18 protein-coding genes and 2 pseudogenes are annotated in these 21391 nt (G+C 63.9%); 9 read left to right on the forward strand and 11 right to left on the reverse strand.

Annotation, left to right across the window (positions count from 1 at the left end; translation table 11 throughout):
• Positions 1–2: 2 nt before the first annotated feature.
• Positions 3–1409 (forward strand): glutamine synthetase family protein, encoded by a 1407-nt coding sequence (locus LB523_RS15885; RefSeq protein ID WP_224604228.1) that lies wholly within the window; start codon positions 3–5, stop codon positions 1407–1409.
• Between the two features lie 123 nt (positions 1410–1532).
• Positions 1533–2231 (forward strand): annotated as a pseudogene (locus LB523_RS15890) (UdgX family uracil-DNA binding protein); the annotation flags it as partial.
• Positions 2232–2516: 285 nt separating this feature from the next.
• Here the strand turns inward: LB523_RS15890 and LB523_RS15895 are convergent.
• The 4 genes from LB523_RS15895 to LB523_RS15910 all read right to left on the reverse strand — a co-directional run bounded on the left by LB523_RS15895 (position 2517) and on the right by LB523_RS15910 (position 7040).
• The gene (locus LB523_RS15895) at positions 2517–3776 is read right to left on the reverse strand and encodes a glycerate kinase (RefSeq protein ID WP_224604233.1); all 1260 of its coding nucleotides are present in this window, start codon (positions 3774–3776) and stop codon (positions 2517–2519) included.
• Entirely contained in the window at positions 3773–4276 is a 504-nt protein-coding gene (locus LB523_RS15900) for a heme-degrading domain-containing protein (protein ID WP_224604235.1), read from the reverse strand. Before LB523_RS15900 ends, LB523_RS15895 begins: the two co-directional genes overlap by 4 nt.
• A gap of 218 nt (positions 4277–4494) precedes the next feature.
• The gene (gene guaD, locus LB523_RS15905; RefSeq protein ID WP_224604239.1) at positions 4495–5811 is read right to left on the reverse strand and encodes a guanine deaminase; all 1317 of its coding nucleotides are present in this window, start codon (positions 5809–5811) and stop codon (positions 4495–4497) included.
• A 2-nt stretch (positions 5812–5813) separates the two neighbouring features.
• A complete protein-coding gene (locus LB523_RS15910; protein WP_224604252.1) occupies positions 5814–7040 on the reverse strand; it encodes a urate hydroxylase PuuD in 1227 nt (408 codons plus the stop codon).
• A gap of 132 nt (positions 7041–7172) precedes the next feature.
• Between LB523_RS15910 and LB523_RS15915 the strand changes: the two genes are divergently transcribed.
• Complete coding sequence (locus tag LB523_RS15915; RefSeq protein WP_140844725.1) at positions 7173–8093, forward strand: LysR family transcriptional regulator; 921 nt, start codon at positions 7173–7175, stop codon at positions 8091–8093.
• Positions 8094–8181: 88 nt separating this feature from the next.
• On the opposite strand, the gene LB523_RS15920 is transcribed toward LB523_RS15915, so the two are convergent.
• Positions 8182–9012: a PhzF family phenazine biosynthesis protein gene (locus LB523_RS15920; protein WP_224604255.1), complete on the reverse strand. Its 831-nt coding sequence runs from the start codon at positions 9010–9012 to the stop codon at positions 8182–8184.
• 226 nt (positions 9013–9238) lie between these two features.
• On the opposite strand from LB523_RS15920, the gene dps reads away from it, so the two are divergent.
• On the forward strand, positions 9239–9727 hold the full coding sequence (dps, locus tag LB523_RS15925; RefSeq protein WP_140628686.1) for a DNA starvation/stationary phase protection protein Dps: 489 nt from the start codon (positions 9239–9241) through the stop codon (positions 9725–9727).
• Between the two features lie 37 nt (positions 9728–9764).
• Here the strand turns inward: dps and xdhC are convergent, their stop codons facing one another.
• Genes xdhC through uraH form a run of 4 tightly spaced genes read right to left on the reverse strand, consistent with a single transcriptional unit; the run spans position 9765 to position 14937 of the window.
• Positions 9765–10667 carry a xanthine dehydrogenase accessory protein XdhC gene (xdhC, locus tag LB523_RS15930; protein WP_224604258.1) on the reverse strand — a complete coding sequence of 301 codons (903 nt, stop codon included), beginning with the start codon at positions 10665–10667 and terminating at the stop codon, positions 9765–9767.
• 53 nt (positions 10668–10720) lie between these two features.
• Positions 10721–13084: a xanthine dehydrogenase molybdopterin binding subunit gene (xdhB, locus tag LB523_RS15935; protein WP_224604262.1), complete on the reverse strand. Its 2364-nt coding sequence runs from the start codon at positions 13082–13084 to the stop codon at positions 10721–10723.
• Positions 13084–14559 (reverse strand): xanthine dehydrogenase small subunit, encoded by a 1476-nt coding sequence (xdhA, locus tag LB523_RS15940; RefSeq protein WP_224604265.1) that lies wholly within the window; start codon positions 14557–14559, stop codon positions 13084–13086. The genes xdhB and xdhA overlap by 1 nt, the downstream gene beginning before the upstream one ends.
• A gap of 3 nt (positions 14560–14562) precedes the next feature.
• On the reverse strand, positions 14563–14937 hold the full coding sequence (gene uraH, locus LB523_RS15945) for a hydroxyisourate hydrolase (RefSeq protein ID WP_224532603.1): 375 nt from the start codon (positions 14935–14937) through the stop codon (positions 14563–14565).
• A 169-nt stretch (positions 14938–15106) separates the two neighbouring features.
• Here uraH and puuE point away from each other — a divergent pair, with 169 nt between their 5' ends.
• The 4 genes from puuE (at position 15107) to LB523_RS15965 (ending at position 18587) form a co-directional block, all read left to right on the forward strand.
• On the forward strand, positions 15107–16531 hold the full coding sequence (gene puuE / locus LB523_RS15950; protein ID WP_224604284.1) for an allantoinase PuuE: 1425 nt from the start codon (positions 15107–15109) through the stop codon (positions 16529–16531).
• A gap of 98 nt (positions 16532–16629) precedes the next feature.
• Positions 16630–17490, forward strand: coding sequence for a bifunctional allantoicase/(S)-ureidoglycine aminohydrolase (locus LB523_RS15955; RefSeq protein WP_224604286.1), 861 nt, complete (start codon positions 16630–16632; stop codon positions 17488–17490).
• Positions 17487–17978, forward strand: a complete 492-nt coding sequence (locus LB523_RS15960; protein WP_224604289.1) for an ureidoglycolate lyase — start codon at positions 17487–17489, stop codon at positions 17976–17978. Before LB523_RS15955 ends, LB523_RS15960 begins: the two co-directional genes overlap by 4 nt.
• 15 nt (positions 17979–17993) lie before the next feature.
• A complete protein-coding gene (locus tag LB523_RS15965; RefSeq protein ID WP_140844705.1) occupies positions 17994–18587 on the forward strand; it encodes a nucleoside deaminase in 594 nt (197 codons plus the stop codon).
• Between the two features lie 10 nt (positions 18588–18597).
• Here the strand turns inward: LB523_RS15965 and LB523_RS15970 are convergent, their stop codons facing one another.
• A complete protein-coding gene (locus LB523_RS15970; RefSeq protein ID WP_140679043.1) occupies positions 18598–18909 on the reverse strand; it encodes a BrnA antitoxin family protein in 312 nt (103 codons plus the stop codon).
• Positions 18896–19149: pseudogene (locus LB523_RS15975) on the reverse strand (BrnT family toxin). Before LB523_RS15975 ends, LB523_RS15970 begins: the two are co-directional and overlap by 14 nt.
• A gap of 183 nt (positions 19150–19332) precedes the next feature.
• Between LB523_RS15975 and LB523_RS15980 the strand changes: the two are divergent.
• Entirely contained in the window at positions 19333–21318 is a 1986-nt protein-coding gene (locus LB523_RS15980) for a CocE/NonD family hydrolase (protein WP_224604294.1), read from the forward strand.
• Positions 21319–21391: the final 73 nt, after the last annotated feature.

Consider the following 21391-nt stretch of genomic DNA (forward strand, 5'->3'; position numbering starts at 1 on the left):
CGATGGACAATCTGAACGCCGCTACCACCTCTCCTTCCGGCTCGACTCCCGCCGAGGCGAAGGCGTTTCTCGACGCGCATCCCGAGATCGAGGCGTTCGACATCGTGCTCACCGACGCCAACGGCATCGGCCGCGGCAAGATCGTGCGCCGGCACGAGCTGATGGGCATTTTCGAGAACGGCCGGCATCTGCCGATCTCGATCCTCGGCCTCGACATCACCGGCGAGGATGTGCATGAAACCGGGCTGGTGTGGGACACCGGCGACGGCGATCTCAGAGCATGGCCGATCCCCGGCACGCTGGTCCCGCTCTTCGGCACCAACCCGCCGCGCGGTCAGGTGCTGATGTCGATGCACCATCTCGACGGCCAGCCGATGACCTCCGACCCGCGGCTAGTGCTGGCAAGGCAGGTGGAACTGCTGGCGGCGCGCGGCCTGCATCCGGCGGGCGCCTTCGAGCTCGAGTTTTTCCTGCTGTCCAATGAGCGCGACGCGGATGGCAAGGTTCAACCTGCCCGCGCGGTGCTCGACGGCCGCCGCTCGGCCAAGACCGAAGTCTATTCGGTCGACCATCTGCATGGCATGGAGCCACTATTTTCCGACATCTACGCCGCCGCGAGGGCGCAGGGCATTCCAGCCGAGACGGTGATCTCCGAATACGCGCCCGGCCAGTACGAACTGACGCTCAACTACCGCAAGGACGTGATGAGGGCGGCCGACGATCTCGTCATGCTGAAGCGGCTGGTACGGGCGCAGGCGCGGCGGCACGGCGTCACCGCCTGCTTCATGGCCAAGCCCATCGAGGCCTATGCCGGATCGGGCATGCATTTCCATGTCTCGCTGCAGGACGATGGCGGCCACAACGTCTTCACCGAGGCAGCCGGCGAGAAGTGGTCGCTAAGCCTGCTCAACGCGCTTGGCGGCCTCATCCACACCATGGCGGAATCCATGCTGGTGTTTGCGCCGCACGCCAATTCATGGCGCCGCTTCGTCTCACAATCCTATGCCCCCGTGGCGCCCAGTTGGGGCGTCAACAATCGCTCGGTGGCGCTGCGCGTGCCGGCGGGCGACGCCAGGAACCGCCGCATCGAGCACCGGCCATCGGGCGTCGACGCGAATCCGTACCTTGTCGCCGCAACGGTGCTGGCCGGCATCGTCAAGGGCCTGGACGAGGGTCTGGACCCAGGCCTCGAGACCACCGGGAACGGCTATGAACAGGCAACGGAGAAATCGAGCATGCCGGCCGACTGGCGCGCCGCAATCGAAGCGGCCAGAGGCTCCGATTTCCTGAAGTCGGCGCTCGGCCCCGACCTGCACCGAACCTTCGTGGCGATCAAGCAGGCGGAATATCTGCGCGTTGCACGCACCGTCAGCGAGCTGGACTATCATCTCTATTTGCATGAGGTTTGAGCACAGGGCCTGACAGGCACGGCAATCACGTTTTGCCGACGGCAGGAGATGCCGAAGAAATATTGGCGGAACCTTCCCGCGGCCTCGCTCATTCCAGATTTGACAGCATGAGCAGACAGAGCCGCGTCAGAGATGATCGACCGGATGCCAACCGCCCCAGTACCGCGCCATGCCAAGGTGAAGGCCAAGCATTGGCCGACGCCCGAGCCGGCCGATGTGGTGGCGCCTGAAGCCGACGATATTCCGGAGTTGCGCGAAGAGGCGAAAGGCTGCCGCCGCTGCCCGCTTTGGCATGACGCAACGCAGACCGTGTTCGGCGAAGGGCCGGAAAGCGCGGACGTGGTCTTCGTCGGCGAACAGCCAGGCGATCAGGAGGATCTGGCCGGCAAACCATTTGTCGGCCCGGCCGGTAGAATATTCGACAGCATCCTGGACGACGCCGAAATCGATCGCCGCAAGGTCTATGTGACCAATGCGGTCAAGCACTTCAAATTCGAGCCGCGCGGCAAAAGGCGCATCCATTCGAAGCCCAATGCCGGCGAAATCCAGGCCTGCCGCTGGTGGTTGGACAAGGAGCTCGACCTCGTCAAGCCGAACCTCGTGGTGGCGCTCGGCGCGACGGCGGCGCAGTCGCTGCTCGGCAAGGCCGTGCCGATCACCAAGATGCGCGGCGATGTGATCGAGCGCGAGGATGGCTTGCGCGTGTTTGTGACCATCCACCCCTCCTTCATCCTGCGCATCCGCGATCATGAGGACAAGGAGGCGGAGAGGGACCGGTTTTTACAGGATATGCGGAAGGTGAAGGGGCTGATGAGGGCGTGATCGTTCTACGCACCCGAGGGACCGGTGGGCGTGCGCTTTTGAACGGCTCTGCGGCGTTGGAGATTTAGCCGAAGCGCCTATCGCTTCGTCATCCACGGGCGGAGCAAGGAGCGAAGCGACGCGCGCAGACCCGAGGATCCATTCCCTGACTTCGATGCGCCGCAACGGTTCAGAATTCTGCTCCGCTGCATTCCTTGCCCGACGTCACGGAATGGATTCCAGGGTCTTCGCGACGGAGCTTCGCTCCTGCTTCGCCCTGGAATGACGACGTCAGCGCTTATCGCGCTACCTAACCAGAATCGCCCTCAGATCATTCACATTCGTGCCGGTCGGCCCGGGGACGAACAAATCTCCGACCGCATTGAACGCCGTCCAGGCATTGTTGCCGGCAAGCATCGCCTTGGCGTCGACGCCTGCCGCGCGCATGCGCGCCACGGTCGAGCCGTTGGCGAAGGCGCCGGCATTGTTCTCCGAGCCGTCGATGCCGTCGGTGTCGGCGGCCAAGGCATCGATGCCGTTCACGCCGTCGATGCCGATGGCGAAAGCGAGCAGGAATTCGGAATTGCGGCCGCCCTTGCCTTTTGCCCGCAACGTCACGGTCGTTTCGCCGCCGGAGAGGATCAGCACCGGCTTCTTGAAGGGACGGTTGCGCGTCGCCACTTCGCGCGCGATCGCGGCGTGGACGCCGCCGACCTCGCGCGCCTCGCCCTCGATCGCGTCCGACAGGATGACGGCCTGAATGCCTTGCCGCTCAGCGTCGGCGGCGGCGGCTTCCAGAGAGACGCCGGCCGAGGCGGTCAGGTGCACCTCGTTGCCGGCAAAGCGCCGATCATCGGGACGCGGCGCGTCGGCGGCGGTCGAATTGATGTGGGCCATGACCGCGTCCGGCAGTTTCATGCCATAGGCGGCGATCGAGGCCAGCGCATCGGCGCGGCTGCCGGTGTCGGGAACGGTCGGTCCCGAGGCAACCAGCGCCGGATTGTCGCCGGGGATATCGGAGACGACCAGCGACACCACCCTCGCAGGATGGGCAGCGGCGGCCAGGCGTCCGCCCTTGATGGTCGAGACATGCTTGCGGATGGTGTTCATCGCCGCGATTGGCGCGCCGGAGGCAAGCAGCGCCTCGTTGACGGCGATCTCGTCGGCAAGCGTCAGCCCCGGAGCCGGCGACGGCAGCAGGGCCGAGCCGCCGCCGGAAATCAGCGCCACGACCAGGTCGTCCGAAGTCAGCCCACGCACTTTCTCCAGCAGCCGGCGCGACGCCTCGAGACCGGCGGCATCCGGCACCGGGTGCGCCGCTTCGATGATCTCGATGCGCTCGCATCTGGCGCCATAGCCGTAGCGGGTGACGACAAGACCATCGATGGGACCATCCCAGACCTTCTCGAATGCGGCCGCCATCTGCGCCGAGCCTTTTCCCGCGCCGACGACGACGGTGCGGCCCTTCGGCTTCGCCGGCAAATGATTGCGGATCGTCTTTTCCGGGTCGGCGGCGGCGACGGCGGCGTTGAAGATCGAGGTGAGGAAGGTTTTTGGATCGGTCATTTGTCTTCCGGCGGCAGCGCGAGCGCGCCCGCATCGATGCCAAGATGGGCGCAGATCGCTTCGACGACGACGCCGTGGTCCTCGCGCTCGGGCAGGCCCGAAACGGCGATGACACCGATCACGCCTGCGCCCTTGACGGTGACGGGGAAGCCACCACCGGCCAGCACATAGTCGGCAATGTCCAGGCCTTCACCGATTTTGAAGGTGCGGTCGGGGCGCTGCTGCTCCAGCACCAGGCGATAGGTGCTTGTGAGATACCGCTTGACCACATTGATCTTGCGCCGCGCCCAGTCCGGATTGGAGGCATTGGAGCCAGGCATGGCCGCATAGAAGAGCGGCCGGTCGAAGGTCCTGATGTCGACGATAATAGGCAGGTCTTCCTTCAGGGCCCGGTCCCTGATGTCAGAACCGATCTTGAAGGCGACAGCCTCATCGAAGGCCGGAAAGACCAGCGTGGCTTCCTGTTTCTTGATCAGAGCGATGTCGTCGGCGGTGGCCATGTCTCTTTCTCCGAAATCCCACCGTCGTTTGTACGACAAGCTCTGTCTGGTCAAGCATCCGTCGCGGACGCCCCCTCATCCGGCCGCTTCGCGGCCACCTTCTCCCCGGTGGGGAGAAGAGGCTGACGCCAGAGCCGGCTCGCTCCTCTCCCCTCGGGGAGAGGTCGGATTGCCCCGAATTGCCCTTCGCAATTCGGTTGGCAATCCGGGTGAGGGGGTCAGCCAGCGACAATCGCGCTCTTCGCCGGCCGGCCCGCCACATAGACCTCGCGCACGGCACGATCGTCGCCCAGCGTCTGCAGCAGGAAGAGCTCTTCCGCCAGCGTCTCCACGGTCTCCATCCTGAGCCGCATGCCCGGCGTCGCATGGGCGTCGAGCACGACGATGTCGGCGTCCGTGCCTTCGTCCAGCGTGCCGACCTTGTCGGCCACGGACAGCGCCTCGGCATTGCCGCGCGTCAGCTGCCAGAAGGACTGGAAGGGGTTCAGCTTCTCGCCGTTCAGCGCGATCACCTTGTAGCCCTCATCCATGGTGCGCAGCATCGAATAATTGGTGCCGCCGCCGACATCGGTGGCCGCGGCGATCCTGAGCGGCTTCTCGCGCCGGCGATAGCGCTGATAGTCGAACAGGCCGGAGCCCAGGAAGAGATTTGAGGTCGGGCAGAACACCGCGACCGAGCCGGATTGCGACAGCGCGTCCGCCTCGCGCTCCGACAGGTGGATGCAGTGGCCGAACAGGCTCTTCTTGCCGAGCAGGCCGTAATGCTCATAGACGTCGGTGTAGTCGCGCGACCAGGGATAGAGCTCCTGGGTGAAGGCGATCTCGGCGTGGTTTTCCGACAGATGCGTCTGCATGTGGAGATCGGGATGCTCGCGGCAGAGCACGCCGGCCATTTCCATCTGCTCGGGCGACGACGTGATGGCGAAGCGCGGCGTGATGGCATAGAGCTGGCGGCCCTTGCCGTGCCATTCGGCGATCAGCGCCTTGGTATCGTCATAGCCGGTCTGCGGCGTGTCGAGCACGCCGTCCGGGGCGTTGCGGTCCATCATCACCTTGCCAGCGATGTTGAGCATATTGCGCTCGTGCGACTCGGCAAAGAAAGCTTCGGCTGAACACTTGTGCACCGAGCAATAGGCGACGATGGTCGTCGTGCCCTGGCGCAGCATCTCGTCGAGGAAGACCCTGGCGATGCGGCGGCCATGCTGCGCGTTCTGGAATTTCGACTCTTCGGGAAAGGTGTATTTGTTCAGCCAGTCGAGCAGCTCGGCGCCGTAGGAGGCGATGATCTGCATCTGCGGCACATGCACATGCGCGTCGATGAAGCCGGGCAAGATGAGATGCGGACGATGGTCGATCGTCTCGACACCGGCAGCCGCCTTCTTCAAGACCTCCGCATAGGAGCCGGCGGCGACGATCCTGCCGTTCTCGATCAGCAGACCGCCATCCTCCTCGTAGCGCCAGGCGGAATGGTCGTCGATCGCTTCGGGCCAGCGCAGGAAGGAGAGTGTGCGGCCGCGCAGAATTTTCGCTGTCATGCTTACTTTCCGGCGCCTTCGAACCAGGCGACCAGAAGGGCCCGTTCCTGGTCGGTTATCTGGGTGACGTTGGCGGGCGGCATGGCATGCGCCCGGCCGGCCTGGATGTAGATCTCGCGCGCATGCTCGGCGATGCGCTCATCAGTGTCGAGCAGCACGCCCTTCGGCGCATGGTAGATGCCTTCATAGACCGGCTCCTCCGTATGGCACATCGAGCAGCGGCCCAGCACGGTGTCGCGCACGGCCGGGAAATGCGCCGAGGCGATGTAGACCTGCGCGGCGGCGGATGCGGCGGAGATCTTCGGCTCGCCGGTCAGCACCTTCGGTACCGTCGACAGCCAGATGATGATCATGAACAGCACGGCGGCACCCAACCAGGTCCAGGTCGGGTTGCCTTTCCTGGCATGCACCGTGTTGAAATAATGCCGGATCAGAACGCCGATGATGAAGACCAGCGAGGCTATGACCCAGTTGAACTGGGTGCCGAAAGCCAGCGGGTAGTGGTTCGACAGCATCAGGAACAGAACCGGCAAGGTCAGGTAGTTGTTGTGCAGCGAGCGCTGCTTGGCGATCTTGCCGTATTTCGGGTCCGGCTTGCGGCCGGCGATCAGGTCGGTGACGACGATCTTCTGGTTGGGGATGATGACCATGAAGACATTGGCCGACATGATCGTGGCGGTGATGGCGCCGAGATGCAGGAAGGCGGCGCGGCCGGTGAAAAGATGCGTCAGCCCCCAGGCGATGAACACCAGCACGCAATAAAGCACCAGCATCAGCCCGGTGTCGCTTTTGCCCAGCGGCGAGCGGCAGAGCAGGTCGTAGACGATCCAGCCGACGCCGATGGTGGCCAGCGACAAGAGAATGCCGACCGGCACCGAGATGTTGAGCACGTTGGGGTCGATCAGGAATAGATCGGCGCCGGCATAATAGACCACGCAGAGCATGGCGAAGCCCGACAACCAGGTGGCGTAGGATTCCCATTTGAACCAGGTGAGGTGCTCCGGCATCTCGGCCGGTGCCACCAGATATTTCTGGATGTGGTAGAAGCCGCCGCCATGCACCTGCCATTCCTCGCCGAAGGCGCCGGCGGGCAGGCCGGGCCGCTGGCGCAGGCCAAGGTCGAGCGCGACGAAATAGAAGGACGACCCGATCCAGGCGATGCCGGTGATGACATGCAGCCAGCGGACCGCGAAGCTCAGCCAGTCCCAGAAAATCGCGAAATCCATCATTGCACTCGTCCCTGCCGATGAGAGCGACTTTACGGTCTGGCGCGCAAACGAAAAGAGGCGAGGTGCGCGATGACTTTCAAAAAAAAATGGAAAATACTAAGGTTGCCCCGCTCAGCCTTTTGAGAGCCACACATGGCCTATCTCGACAACATCGCTGTCTTCGTCCGCGTCGTCGAGCTCGGCAATTTGTCGGCGGCGGGGCGCGACATGCGCATTTCGCCGGCGGTCGCCTCCAACCGCATCAAAGAGCTGGAGAAGCATCTTGGGGTGCGGCTGTTCAACCGTACGACAAGGCAGTTGATGCCGACCGAGCATGGCACCGTGTTCTACACCGGCGCCAAGCAGGTGCTGGACGCGATCACTGAGGCGGAAGCGGCGGTCGCGGCGCTCTCCGGCCAGCCACGCGGGACCATCAGGGTCACGGCGCCGCTCGGCCTCGGCCGGAGGCTGATCGCGTCAGGCATCCCGGATTTCCATGACAAATATCCCGATATCGAGGTGCGGCTTCGGCTCTCCGACCACAATGTCGATATCATGAAGGAAGGCATCGACGTCGCCTTCCGGCTCGGCATCATCGAGGATTCGAGCCTCAGGATGCGCGGCATCATGGAATGCGAGCGCGTGCTGGTGGCGGCACCGAAATATCTGGAAGCGCGCGGCGAGCCGACCGAGGCGCAGGAGCTGATCGGTAAAAAGCACGACTGCCTGATGCTGCGCTATGCCGGCGCGCGCGAATATGTCTGGACGCTGCAGACGCCGAACGGACCTCAGAAATTCGAGGTGCACGGTCCCTATGACACCGACGACGGCGACGTTCTGACCGGCTGGGCACTATCGGGGCGCGGCATCATCAACAAGCCGCGTTTCGAGGTCGAGCCGTTCATCCGCGACCGGCGGCTGAAGGTGATCCTGCCCCAGGCGCCACCGACGCCGGTGCAGTTCGCCGCCGTCTATCCGCACAAGAAGCTGCAGGATCCGAAGGTGCGGCTGCTGCTCGACTTCATGGCCGAGCGCTGCCAGCGGCTGATCAAGGACCTCCTGGCCGGGAAGTAACGGCCGGTGGCGTCGCCATTCCGGACGGAAGGCTACGGCGAAAAGCGCCGACCCTAACCGCGGCGCATTTTTCTGGAATTGCTTCGGATCAGTCCATTAGCCTGGCCGTTCCGGACACCCTGATCGAGCTGCCCGGCGCCGGCGGAATGTCGGCGTGAAGCCGCGAGCGCATACCCATATCCTCGCCTTGGACGATGTCGATGGCGCCGCCATGCGGCCAGCCGAGATCACGCAGATAGCCGGCAAAGGCAGCGGTCGCAGCGCCCGTCGCAGGATCCTCGTAGACGCCGCCGGACGCGAAGGGATTGCGCGTGTGAAAGAGGCGCGGTGTCTCGGCATAGGCGAGCAGGATGGTGACCAGGCCTTCGCGCCGCATGAAGGACTGGCCCTGCTTCAAGTCATAGGCCATGGCGGCCAACGCCGCGCGCGACTTCAGCGCCAGCACGAGATGATCGGCGCCGCCATGGATGAGCGCCGGTGGAATGGCGGGATCGAGATCGCCCGGCTGATAGCCAAACAAGGCGAGAGCCTCCTCGACGAGTTCGGCCGATGCAGGCCTGCTGCGCGTCGGTGGCGACTGCAAGGCGGCGGCAAAGTTGGCGCCATCGCGAAAGCCTTCGACGGTGATGTCCGCCTGGTTGAGGGTCAGCTTGAAGATGCCGTCGCCGAACTTTCCGACCAGCGCCGCGCCGAGCGCGATCGTGGCATGGCCGCAGAACGGCACTTCCGATTCAGGCGAAAAGTAGCGCACGCGCCAGCCGCCGCCCTCGGGCGCCGCGAAGGCAGTTTCGGAAAAACCGATTTCGGCCGCGACGCGCTGCATGTCGGCCGCATCCGGCAAGGCCCCGCCCATCATCACTCCGGCGGGGTTGCCGCCGGTGTTCCCGTCCGAAAAGGCTGCGATCTTCAATACGTCCATGTTCCTGACCCCGTTGTCCCGCGAGGCGCAACAAACACGTTTCGAGCCGCTTTGGGAAATGAAGAAAGCAGCAAACAGCGGTGAGCGCCAGTCACACCTGCAGTCGGGGATGGTGCCCCTCGATCCAACGCGGAACGAAATTCTGGTCATCGCCGTTCTGACGGTTGGCGGTCGTTCGGGCCGCCTTCAGCTTTCATCATGCGACGCAGCGGGACAGGAGCCGACCATGGACGCCATCGTCACCAAGAACGACCTCAAATCCGATGCCAAGAAGGAATCGATCGATCTGCTCAACGCCAGGCTTGCCGACGCCATCGACCTGGCGCTGATCACCAAGCAGGCGCATTGGAACGTCAAGGGCCCGCAATTCATCGCCATCCACGAGATGCTGGACGAATTCCGCGAGGAGATCGACGGCCATGTCGACATCATCGCCGAGCGCGCCGTGCAGCTCGGCGGCACCGCGCACGGCACCTCGCAGGAAGTGTCGAAGGCGACCAAGCTGAGGCCTTATCCGACCGACATCCACAAGACCAAGGATCATCTGGCGGCGTTGATCGACCGCTATGCCACGGCCGCCAAGCTGACCCGCGAAGCAATCGACGAGGCCGACGACGCCGGCGATCGCGATACGGCGGACATCTTCACCGCCTATTCGCGCTCGCTCGACAAATTGCTGTGGTTCCTCGAGGCGCACACGCAGGAAAAAGAATAGCCAGGCGCTTCCCGGCTTTCACAACATGGCCGGCAGGTTAGCCCGCCATCGTCTTTTCGGGCGTGGCCGAAGCAGCCGGCTGGGCGCCGTGCGACACCAGCGCCGTCATGATCTCTGCGGCGGCGAGCGCTGCAATCACCGGCGGGCGCTTGTCCTTCACCGCATTGCCGCCGATCGGTGAGATGAGCCGGGCGAACTGCGCTTCGCTGCCCTCGGCGGATTTCAGGAACCAGTTCCTGAAGGTCGCCTTCTTGGTCTTCGAGCCGATCATGCCGACATAGGCGCTGTCGTCGCGCTTCAGCGCCTCGGCGACGATCAAGAAATCCAGCGCATGATCATGGGTCAGGATCGCGAAGGCCGCGCCCGCCGGCGCATCGCGCACCACGGCTTCGGGCATTGGCGTCAGCCGCGTCTCCACCGTTTCCGGCATGCCTTCCAACGCCTCGGATCGGGTCTCGACGACGAAGACATGGATCGGCAGCAGCGCCAGCGACGCGGCCAGCGCCTGGCCGACATGGCCGCCGCCGAAGAGATAGACATGCGGCAGATGCGCCTCTTCCGATTCAGCCTTGGCGATCAGTTGCTGCTCCAGCGAAGCATCGACGAGGCGGATCGACACCTCGACCCGGCCGCCGCAGCATTGGCCGATTTCCGGACCGAGCGGGACGTCAAGCGTGGCGCAGATCTCATCGACCTCGGTACGGGCTTCACCGGCCGGAGATCGCGACCGCTGCCCTGCATTCAATACCTGCCGCGCCTTGTCGATCGCCATGTATTCGAGCTGACCGCCGCCGATGGTGCCGAAAATCGACGATGCCGAGACAAGCATGAAGGCACCGGCTTCGCGCGGCGTCGAACCCTTCGTCGCCGCCACCTCCACCAATGCAGCCCGGCCGACCCGGCCGAGGAATTCCTTCAGCTGTTGCGCCTTCGAGTTCATCGTCTGCATTTCCACTTGGGAAATATAGGGTTTTTCGGCCCGAATTGCACGTTTTAGGCCGGCTTCGCGGCTTCCCGCTTCAACCTCTCGATCGCCATCAGCACCCGTTCCGGCGTCGCCGGAGCATCGAGGCGTGGACAAATCTTATGATCCGCGACGCTGGCCACCGCGTCCGACAGCGCATGCAGCACCGACATGCCGTGCGGCAGCGGCGGCTCGCCTACAGCCTTGGAGCGGTGGATGGTCGGTTCATAGGCAGACGACCAGTCGGTCAGCTTAACGTTGAAGATCTTCGGACGGTCGGACGCGAGCGGAATCTTGTAAGTCGACGGCGCATGCGTGCGCAGCCGGCCGCTGTCATCCCACCACAGCTCCTCCGTCGTCAGCCAGCCCATGCCCTGGATGAAGCCGCCCTCGACCTGGCCGAGGTCGATAGCCCGGTTCAGCGAACGGCCGGCGTCATGCAGGATATCGGTGCGCTCGACGACGTATTCGCCGGTCAGCGTGTCGACCGAGACTTCCGAGCAGGCCGCGCCATAGGCGTAATAGTAGAAGGCATGGCCGCGGCCCTTGCTGCGGTCCCAATGGATCTTCGGCGTCTTGTAGAAGCCGGCCGCCGAGAGCTGGATGCGGTTGATATAGGCCTGCTTGACCAGATCGTTGAAGGCCACTTCCTGATTGCCGATGCGCACGCGGTTGGGCAGGAACACGACCTGGTCCAGGGGCACCTGATATTTGTCGGCTGCGAAATCGGTCAACCGCTTGCGGATCTGGCGGGCGGCGTCCTGCGCTGCCATGCCGTTGAGGTCGGCGCCGGAAGACGCGGCCGTCGGCGAGGTGTTCGGCACCTTGGCGGTGGTGGTGGCGGTGATCTTGACCCGGTCAAGATCGATCTGGAACTCTTCCGCCACGACCTGCGCCACCTTGAGATGCAAGCCCTGGCCCATCTCGGTGCCGCCATGGTTCATATGAACCGAGCCGTCGGCATAGACATGCACCAGCGCGCCGGCCTGATTGGCCTCCGTCTTGGTGAAGGAAATGCCGAACTTGACCGGCGTCAAGGCCAGGCCGCGCTTGATGAAACGGCTGTTGTTGTTGAAGGCGCTGATCTCGCGGCGTCGCCGCGCATAGTTCGCGCTTTCCTCCAGCTCGGCGACGATCCGCTGGATGATGCAATCCTCGACCTTCTGGTGGTAGGGCGTGACGCTTCGCTCGCCGATGGCCTCCATCGGGTCGTAGAAATTGAGCTTGCGGATTTCGAGCGGATCCTTGCCGACGGCGAAGGCCACCTCGTCAATCACGCGCTCCGCGCCGACCATGCCTTGCGGACCACCGAAGCCGCGGAAGGCGGTGTTGGAGACGGTGTTGGTGTAGAGCGGCGCCGACTTTGCATGCACCGCCGGATAGAAATAAGCGTTGTCGCAGTGGAACAGCGCGCGGTCGCCGACCGGACCGGAGAGGTCGGCGGAGAACCCGCAGCGCAACGCATAGGTGAAGTCGACGCCCAGGATATTACCCTCGTCGTCGAAGCCGACCTCGTAGTCGATGGCGAAGTCGTGCCGCTTGCCGGTGGCGGTCATGTCCTCGTCGCGGTCGAGCCGGATTTTCACCGCGCGCTTCAGCTTCTTGGCGGCGATGGCCGCGATGGCCGCGCACTGATTGGCCTGCGTCTCCTTGCCGCCGAAGCCGCCGCCCATGCGGCGCACTTCGACTGTCACCGCATGGCTCGGCACGCCGAGCGCATGGGCAACCAGATGCTGCGTCTCGCTCGGACCTTGCGTCGAGCAATAGACGACGACCTCGTCGTCCTCGCCGGGGATCGCCAGCGAGACCTGGCCTTCGAGATAGAAATGATCCTGGCCGCCGAGCCACATGCGGTTCTTGATGCGGCGCGGAGCGGCGGCAATCGCCGCGGCGGCATCGCCGCGCTTCAGGATCAACGGCGTGGTGACCTGCTTGTCGTTGACCGGGTCGAGGTTCCAGATGTCGATGACGGCCGGAAGCTCGTCATACTCGATTTTTGCGAAACGCGCCGCGCGGCGCGCTTCCTCACGCGTCTCGGCAACCACGGCGAAGATCGGCTGGCCATAAAACTCGACCTTGCCTTCGGCAAGCACCGGATCGTCATGCATGTTGCTCGGCGAAACATCGTTCTCGCCGGGCACGTCGGCATAGGTCAGCACATCCACCACGCCCGGCGCCGAGCGCACGGCAGACAGGTCGACGCTCTTCAGCGTGCCGTGTGCGACCTTCGACAGGCCGAGGCCGATATGCAGCGTGCCGGCAGGCTCCGGCATGTCGTCGATATAGACGGCGGCGCCGCTGACATGCTTGTGCGCGGAATCGTGCCGCTGGTCGGTGGCGACACCGCCGGCGATTTTTTCCGCCTTGAGGTTGGGAGTGGCGTGCTTGTTCATCAGGCCGCCTCGTCGCGCGAGACCTGGAACGGCGCTTTCGTTCCGGTCGTCTCGATATAGAAGCGCAGCAGAAGGTTCTTTGCCGCCAGCGCCCGGTATTCGGCGGTCGCGCGCATGTCGGTCAGCGGCGTGAAGTCGCTGGCGTATTGCGCCATCGCGGCCTCCACTGTCGCTTCACTCCAGGTTTTGCCAATAAGCGCCTTTTCGACTGCCGCGGCGCGCTTCGGCGTCGCCGCCATGCCGCCATAGGCGATGCGGATGTCGGCTACCGCGCCATCCTTGGCCAAGGTCAGGTTGAATGCCCCGAGCGTCGCAGTGATATCCTCGTCGCGGCGCTTGGTAACTTTGTAGACGGCAAACTTCGTGTCCTTTGCCGGCACCGGCACATGCACGGATTCGACGAATTCGCCGGGCTGACGGTCCTGCTTGCCATAGGCGATGAAGAAGGTTTCGAGCGGTATGGTGCGGCGGGCCTCGCCCTTGCGCAGCGTGAGCTGCGCGCCGAGCGCGATCAATGGCGGCGGCATGTCGCCGATCGGCGAGCCGTTGGCGATGTTGCCGCCGATGGTGCCCATGTTGCGCACCTGCTCGCCGCCGATGCGGTCGACGAGCGGCCCCAATGCCGGGACACGCTTCGACAGCGTCTCGAAGGCTTCGGTGTAGGTCACGCCGGCGCCGATGGTGATGACGCCGTCTTTTTCCGAGGTCGTACGCAAGCCGTCGAGGCCGCCGATGAAGATCGCCGGCGAGATGTCGCGCATATGCTTGGTGACCCACAGGCCGACATCGGTCGAGCCGGCGACGATGGTGGCGCCCGGTTCCTTCTCGAGCAAGGCTGCGAAATCGTCGACGCTGGCCGGCACGATCAGCCGCGCCTTGCCCGACCCGATCTCGACCCTGGCGCCATCGCGCAGTGCCTTCAGCCGCGCGGTGATGTCGTCGCGCTCCACGGCCAGCGGATCCTTAGCCGCCCTGCCGTAGCTCGAAATGGCGTGCGCGGCGCGCATGATCGCCTCATAGCCGGTGCAGCGGCACAGATTGCCCTGCAGAGCCTTTTCGATCGCCGCGTTGGACGGGTCGGGCGTCTTCATCCACAGTCCGTAGAGCGACATAATGAAGCCTGGCGTGCAGAAGCCGCATTGCGAGCCGTGGAAATCGACCATCGCCTGCTGCACCGGATGCAGTTTTTCACCGTCGCCGCGCAGATGCTCCACGGTGACGACATGGGTGCCGTCGAGCGAGCCCACGAAGCGGATGCAGGCATTGACGCTTTCATAGACGAGACCTTCGGTGGAGAGCTTGCCGACCAGCACCGTGCAGGCGCCGCAATCGCCCTCGGCGCAGCCTTCCTTGGTGCCGCGCAGCGAGCGGTTGAGCCGCAGCCAGTCCAGCAAGGTCACATCGGGCGCGACGTCTTTCAGCGCCACGTCGCTGCCGTTCAGGATGAAGCGTATTTCGTTGCGGGTCTCAGCCATGTCTCAGCTCCCCCGATAGGTCGAGTAGCCGTAAGGCGAAATCAAGAGCGGGACGTGGTAGTGCCGTGCTTCCGCCATGCCGAAGCGGATCGGCACGATGTCGAGGAAAGCAGGTTGCGGCAGGTCGATCCCCTGGCCGCGCAGATAGTCGCCGGCGGCGAAGACCAGTTCATATTCGCCGGTGCGGAAATCGGCGCCGGCAAGCAGCGGCGCGTCGCAGCGCCCGTCATCGTTGGTGGCGACGGTCTTGAGGTGCGTGCGGCCCTGGCCCTCGATGCGAAAAAGGCCGATCGACAGGCCCTTTGCAGGCCGGCCGGCCGCGGTGTCGAGCACATGGGTCGTCAGGCGCCCGCCATCGGCTTTCGACGTCTCTGCCACTGGCCGCCTCCCATCCCGGTTCAGTTTCAGGTCAATTGTGCGCCAATTAAAGGCTATGCATAAGCCCCGGTCGAGCGGAGCGTGGCAAAAAGCACTTTCAAAAATTTTCGGGGGAATGCATGCGCACTCCTTTCGATATCTTCATCTCGACCATCGGGCAGGAGCGGCAATGCGTTACGATCGGGACATGCGCGGTTACGGGGCAAATCCGCCGGATCCGAAATGGCCCGGCGGCGCGCATGTCGCGGTGCAGTTCGTCGTCAACTATGAAGAGGGCGGCGAGAACTGCGTGCTGCATGGCGACAAGGCCTCGGAAGCGTTCCTGTCCGAAATCGTCGGCGCGGCGCCCTGGGTTGGCCAACGCCATTGGAACATGGAATCGATCTATGAATACGGCGCGCGGGCCGGCTTCTGGCGGCTCCACCGGCTGTTCACCGAAGCGCAAGTGCCGGTGACCTGCTATGGCGTCGCCACGGCGCTGGCGCGCTCGCCCGATCAGGTCGCGGCGATGCAGGAGGCCGGCTGGGAAATCGCCTCGCACGGGCTGAAATGGATCGACTATCGCGACCACTCGGCCGAGGACGAGCGGCGCGATCTCGAAGAGACGATCAAGCTGCACTACGAGGTGACCGGCGCGCGGCCGACCGGCTGGTACACCGGCCGCACTTCGGTCAACACGGTACGGCTCGTCGCCGAGGAAGGCGGCTTCGACTACGTCTCCGATACTTATGACGACGAGCTGCCCTACTGGTTCGACCGCGACGGGCTGCAGAAGCCGCAGCTCATCATCCCCTACACGCTCGACGCCAACGACATGCGCTTCGCGACGCCGCAGGGCTTCAACTCCGGCGACCAGTTCTTCGCCTATCTGAAGGACAGTTTCGATACGCTCTATGCCGAGGGCAAGGCGGGCAGGCCGCGCATGATGAATATCGGCCTGCATTGCCGGCTGGTCGGCCGTCCCGGACGGGTCGCGGCGCTGAAGCGCTTCGTCGACTATGTGAAATCGCATGACAAGGTGTGGCTGACACGGCGCATCGACATCGCCAAACACTGGCGCGAGACGCACCCCTACGAGGCACCGGCGCTGCGGCCGTCGCGGATGGGGTTCGAGGAATTCGTGCATGCCTTCGGCGGCGTGTTCGAGCATTCGCCTTGGATCGCCGAGCGCGCCTACGAACTGGAACTCGGGCCCGCGCATGACAGCGCCGGCGGCCTGCACAATGCGCTCTGCCGCGTCTTCCGCGCGGCGAGCGAGGCCGAACGGCTTTCCGTCCTCAACGCCCATCCGGACCTCGCCGGCAAGCTGGCGGCGGCCAAGCGGCTGACGCCGGAATCGGCCAAGGAACAGGCCTCCGCCGGGCTCGACGCGTTGACCGACAAGGAGCGCGAGCTGTTTTCGAAACTCAACGCCGCCTATGTCACCACCTTCGGCTTCCCTTTCATCATCGCGGTCAAAGGCAAGACCAAGGACGAAATCCTGGCGGAGTTCGAGGCGCGGATCGGCAACAGCCGCGGCGCCGAGCTCGAAACCGCCTGCAAACAGGTCGAACGCATCGCGCTGCTTCGCCTGAAAGACATGCTCCCACTCTAATGTTTGTTTTTCACGCAATTCCGTATGGAAGGCCACGGCGAAGCCGCCAACCTAACCGCTGCATACTTTTCCTGGAATTGCTCTGAGGGCCAGGACCGATGGATATGATCAAGACTGCCGAGCGAACCTATTATGCCCCGCATGGCGGCCATCCCGGCCAGAACGAGCTTCTGACCGGCCGCGCCGTCTTCACCGAGGCCTACGCGGTCATCCCCAGAGGCGTGATGCAGGACATCGTCACCAGTCCGCTGCCGTTCTGGGACGAGACGCGGGCCTGGATTATCGCAAGGCCGCTCTCGGGCTTCGCCGAGACGTTTTCGCAATATATCGTCGAGGTCCTGCCGGGCGGCGGCAGCGACCGGCCCGAACTGGACGCTGGCGCCGAGGGTGTGCTGTTCGTCGTCGAGGGCGAGCTCACCGTTTCGCTTGCCGGCAAAAAACATGTACTTGCCCCCGGCGGCTTTGCCTTCCTGCCGCCGTCGAGCGGCTGGACGGTGCGCAACGAGAGCGGCAGCGCCGTTCGCTTCCACTGGATTCGCAAGGCCTATGAGGCGGTCGACGGCCTCGACGCGCCGGAAGCCTTCTTCTCCAGCGATCAGGACGTTGCGCCGAGCCCGATGCCGGGCACCGAAGGGCGCTGGGCAACGACCCGCTTCGTCGACCCGGCCGACATGCGCCACGACATGCATGTCACCATCGTGACGCTGAAGCCGGGTGCGGTCATCCCCTTCGCCGAAACCCATGTCATGGAGCACGGGCTCTATGTGCTCGAAGGCAAGGCGGTCTACCGCCTCAACCAGGACTGGGTCGAGGTCGAAGCCGGCGATTTCATGTGGCTGCGCGCCTTCTGCCCGCAGGCCTGCTATGCCGGCGGCCCCGGCAATTTCCGCTACCTGCTCTACAAGGACGTCAACCGGCATGCCAGGCTGGGCGGCTATCTAGGGAGCAAGGCGCGGTGAGCCGCATCGTCGCTCGACCGCTGACCCGCGAGAGCTTCGCGCCGTTCGGTGACGTCATCGACATGGGCGGCGACAACCGCTACCCGATCAACGGCGGCAAGGCGATGCGCTATCACGACCTCGCCACGGCGGAAGCCGCGGGGCCGAATGCGCGCGTGCTGATCTCCATGGTGCGCGGCACGCCCTATGAGATGCCGCTGAAGCTCACCATGGTCGAGCGCCATCCGCTCGGCAGCCAGGCCTTCATCCCGCTGTCGCCGCGGCCGTTCCTGGTGGTCGTCTGCCATGACACGAAGGACGGCCCGAGTGAACCGCATGCCTTTCTCGCCGGCCCCGGACAAGGCATCAACTACCGCCGCAATCTCTGGCACGGCGTGCTGACGCCGATCGGCGAGGAACAGGATTTCCTCATCGTCGACCGCGGCGGCGACGGCTCCAATCTTGAGGAATTTTATTTCTCGCATCCTTACGAGATCCACCTTCCCTGAAAGCTCGCGATCCCCATGACCGACATTTCGCTGATCGACCGCCTGCTCGATGTGATCGAGCACGACATCGTGCCGAAGACGGCGCAAGGCGTCGCCCATGGCAACAAGCTGTTCGGCGCCGCGATCCTGCGGAAAGACAACCGCTCGCTGGTGCTGGCCGAGACCAACAACGAGATGGAAAATCCGCTCTGGCATGGCGAGGTGCACTGCCTGAAGCGCTTCTACGAGATGCCCAAGGCCGAGCGCGTCGACACCAAGGATGCGCTGTTCGTCGCCACGCACGAGCCCTGCTCGCTCTGCCTGTCGGCGATCACCTGGACCGGTTTCGACAATTTCTACTACCTCTTCAGCCATGAGGATTCGCGCGACAGTTTTGCCATTCCGCACGATCTGAGAATCCTGAAAGAGGTCTTCACCCTGGATCCAGGCGGCTACAATGCCGAGAACGCCTATTGGAAGAGCTTTTCCATACGCAGGCTGGTCAGGGCTTTGCCCGACGCTGAGCGCAAGCGGCTGGAGGCTCGGATCGGCAGGATTTCGGCGCGCTATGACGAGCTGTCGGAGGCCTATCAGGCAAGCAAGGCCGACAACGACATTCCGCTGAACTGAAGTGTATAGCCTACCTTACCTTCGCGTTTTTCAGCACTTCATTTATCCGTGCCTGCCAACCCTTGCCGGTCGCCTTGAATTTTCTGACAACGTCCTGGTCGAGGCGGATGGAGACGACTTGCTTTGGTTTCTCCAGGGCCGGTCGGCCACGGGAACGCCTTATGCTCTCGAAAAGTTCCGGGAGCGCTTCCGCGAAAGGCTTGGCTTGTGCCAGCTGTTCGTCGGTCGCCTCCCCGTCCTCGGGATCGGCAGCAATCTGTCTTTGAATTTCGGCTTCCTCGGCATCGGTAAGCCGCCGAATGTGTGACTTAGTGTTGCTCATATACGGACCTTTCCTTTCGGCTGGCGTGACGCATCGAGATCACCGAGATCGCTTCGGAACCAAGCGGCTTGAAGATCACGGCGAGAATGATCTCTCCAAATTCTCCAATCGCCTTCAGCCGACCGGCTTTGGCCGGGAGGACGATTGACGTGGCAAAAAACTCGATATCGAGATCGGCGAAATCGAAACCCGGCTTGCGAGGTTCATCACCCGTTTTGGCTCATCCCCAACGATTTTCAGGCGAGATCATCCATTGTGTCTGCGTCGGGCCACGTGAATAAACGTAATACATAAATTACCCGGGATGCAAGAGGAAGCCGGATAATCGAGGCTGCGTTCGCTAACGACCCAGGTCGCATTTTTTGATGCTCCAGTCGCGATTGGCGATTGAAAGTCGGCGCACCGCGTAGCGTTATGCGCCCCATGAAAACCGTCACCGAATTCCCCCGCAAAGTCGTCGAATTTCCCGATATGGGCATCGTCATGCCGGATGGCTGCCGGCTGTCGGCGCGCGTCTGGATGCCGGAGGACGCGACTGACGATCCGGTGCCGGCCATCCTTGAGCACCTGCCCTACCGCAAGCGCGACGGCACCATCTTTCGCGATCAGCTCACCCATCCCTATTTCGCCGGGCACGGCTACGCCTCGATCCGCGTCGACATGCGCGGCAATGGTGATTCCGAAGGGCTGATGGACGACGAATATTCCGAGCAGGAATTGCAGGACGCCTGCGACGTCATCGCCTGGGCGGCCGCGCAGCCCTGGTGCAACGGCAATGTCGGCATGATGGGCATTTCCTGGGGCGGCTTCAACTGCCTGCAGGTGGCGGCGAAGCAGCCGCCGGGGCTGAAGGCGGTGATCAGCCTGTGCTCGACGGTCGACCGCTATGCCGACGACATCCACTACAAAGGCGGCTGCCTGCTCTTGGAAAATTTCGGCTGGGCCTCGACGATGCTGTCCTATTCGTCGCGGCCTCCGGATCCGGCGATTGCCGGCGGCAACCGCTGGCGGGATTTGTGGCTTAGCCGGCTGGAAAACCAGCCTTTCCTTCTGCCGCTCTGGCTCAGCCACCAGCATCGCGACGCCTATTGGAAACGCGGCTCGATCTGCGAGGATTTTTCGGCGGTGAAAGCGGCCGTGCTGTCGATCGGTGGCTGGCATGACGGCTACCGCAACACGATCTCCAATCTCGTCACCAACATCGAGTCGCCGGTCAAAGGTATCGTCGGTCCGTGGATCCACAAATACCCGCATTACGCCGGGCCCAAGCCGGCGATCGGCTTCCTGCAGGAAGCGCTGCGCTGGTGGGACCGCTGGCTGAAGGGCGCTGAAACCGGCGTCGAGGCCGATCCGGCCTACCGCGCCTATGTGATGGACAGCGTGCGCCCGGCGCGCTGGCATCCCGAGCGGCCGGGCCGCTGGGTGGCCGAGCAGACCTGGCCGTCGGCCAACATCAAGCTTGAGACGATCGAGCTCATCCCCGACGGCGCCAAGCCCGCGATCGTCGCATCGCCACAGACCTGCGGACTTGCCGGCGGCGAATATTTTCCCTTCACCTTCGGGCCGGAACTGCCGGGCGACCAACGCCCCGACGACGCGCTGTCGGTTTGTTTCGATCAACCCGAGCTCGGCGAAGCGATCGACATAGTCGGGGCGCCGGAGCTCGATGTCCAGCTTGCCTCCGACCGGCCGCAGGCCAACATCGCGGTGCGGATCTGCGACGTGCATCCCGACGGCGCCTCGGAGCTGATCTCCTATGGCGTGCTCAATCTGACCCACCGCAACTCGCATGAATTTCCGCAAGCGCTGGTTCCCGGGCAGATGGTTTCGGCGCGCGTCGTGCTCGACCAATGCGCCTATCGTGTGCCGGCCGGCCACAAACTGCGCATCGCCGTTTCGACCGCCTACTGGCCGATGATCTGGCCCTCGCCGGAACCGGTACGGCTGGATCTCGTCAAGGCGACGCTGAGGCTGCCGCTACGCCCGTTGGCAAGAGGGGATGAGGTTTCGTTCCCTGAGCCGGAAGGCGCGACACCGTGGGCGACCGAGACGATCCGGCCGGCGAGTTCCGAACGCCATGCCGACCGCGACGAGAAGACCGGTCTGGTCACACTCTCCATAACCGACGATTTCGGCGAGGTGCGCGACCTCGATCACGGACTGGTCAATGGCAGCGTCGTGCGCGAGACATGGACGATCCATCCCGACGACCCGCTATCGGCCACAGGAGCCACGCATTGGACACAGACCTTGTCGCGCAATGAATGGTCGGTGCGGACCGAGACTTTTGCCGAGATGCGATCGGACGCCGCAAACTTCATCGTCAGCGCCAGAATCGAAGCCTATGAGGGCGAAAAGCTGGTCTTCGAACGCGACTTCGAGCAGACGATTCCCCGCTCCATGGTTTGAGCCGAAGCAAGATTGGTCCAAATGCGACGTACGATTTACGCCAAGGTATGTCGCATTCGGTCTTGCCTGCCGC

Source organism: Mesorhizobium sp. ESP-6-4 (genome assembly GCF_020164735.1).
Taxonomy (GTDB): domain Bacteria; phylum Pseudomonadota; class Alphaproteobacteria; order Rhizobiales; family Rhizobiaceae; genus Mesorhizobium.

Excerpts from the sequence above, each read along its gene's own strand:
- LB523_RS15885 (WP_224604228.1), top strand. The coding sequence starts at position 3 with ATGGACAATCTGAACGCCGCTACCACCTCTCCTTCCGGCTCGACTCCC.
- LB523_RS15965 (WP_140844705.1), top strand. The coding sequence starts at position 17,994 with ATGACCGACATTTCGCTGATCGACCGCCTGCTCGATGTGATCGAGCAC.
- puuE (WP_224604284.1), top strand. The coding sequence starts at position 15,107 with ATGCGTTACGATCGGGACATGCGCGGTTACGGGGCAAATCCGCCGGAT.
- LB523_RS15970 (WP_140679043.1), bottom strand. The coding sequence starts at position 18,909 with ATGAGCAACACTAAGTCACACATTCGGCGGCTTACCGATGCCGAGGAA.
- dps (WP_140628686.1), top strand. The coding sequence starts at position 9,239 with ATGGACGCCATCGTCACCAAGAACGACCTCAAATCCGATGCCAAGAAG.
- LB523_RS15955 (WP_224604286.1), top strand. The coding sequence starts at position 16,630 with ATGGATATGATCAAGACTGCCGAGCGAACCTATTATGCCCCGCATGGC.
- xdhA (WP_224604265.1), bottom strand. The coding sequence starts at position 14,559 with ATGGCTGAGACCCGCAACGAAATACGCTTCATCCTGAACGGCAGCGAC.
- LB523_RS15895 (WP_224604233.1), bottom strand. The coding sequence starts at position 3,776 with ATGACCGATCCAAAAACCTTCCTCACCTCGATCTTCAACGCCGCCGTC.
- LB523_RS15900 (WP_224604235.1), bottom strand. The coding sequence starts at position 4,276 with ATGGCCACCGCCGACGACATCGCTCTGATCAAGAAACAGGAAGCCACG.
- LB523_RS15915 (WP_140844725.1), top strand. The coding sequence starts at position 7,173 with ATGGCCTATCTCGACAACATCGCTGTCTTCGTCCGCGTCGTCGAGCTC.
- xdhC (WP_224604258.1), bottom strand. The coding sequence starts at position 10,667 with ATGAACTCGAAGGCGCAACAGCTGAAGGAATTCCTCGGCCGGGTCGGC.
- LB523_RS15920 (WP_224604255.1), bottom strand. The coding sequence starts at position 9,012 with ATGGACGTATTGAAGATCGCAGCCTTTTCGGACGGGAACACCGGCGGC.
- LB523_RS15980 (WP_224604294.1), top strand. The coding sequence starts at position 19,333 with ATGAAAACCGTCACCGAATTCCCCCGCAAAGTCGTCGAATTTCCCGAT.
- LB523_RS15910 (WP_224604252.1), bottom strand. The coding sequence starts at position 7,040 with ATGATGGATTTCGCGATTTTCTGGGACTGGCTGAGCTTCGCGGTCCGC.
- guaD (WP_224604239.1), bottom strand. The coding sequence starts at position 5,811 with ATGACAGCGAAAATTCTGCGCGGCCGCACACTCTCCTTCCTGCGCTGG.
- xdhB (WP_224604262.1), bottom strand. The coding sequence starts at position 13,084 with ATGAACAAGCACGCCACTCCCAACCTCAAGGCGGAAAAAATCGCCGGC.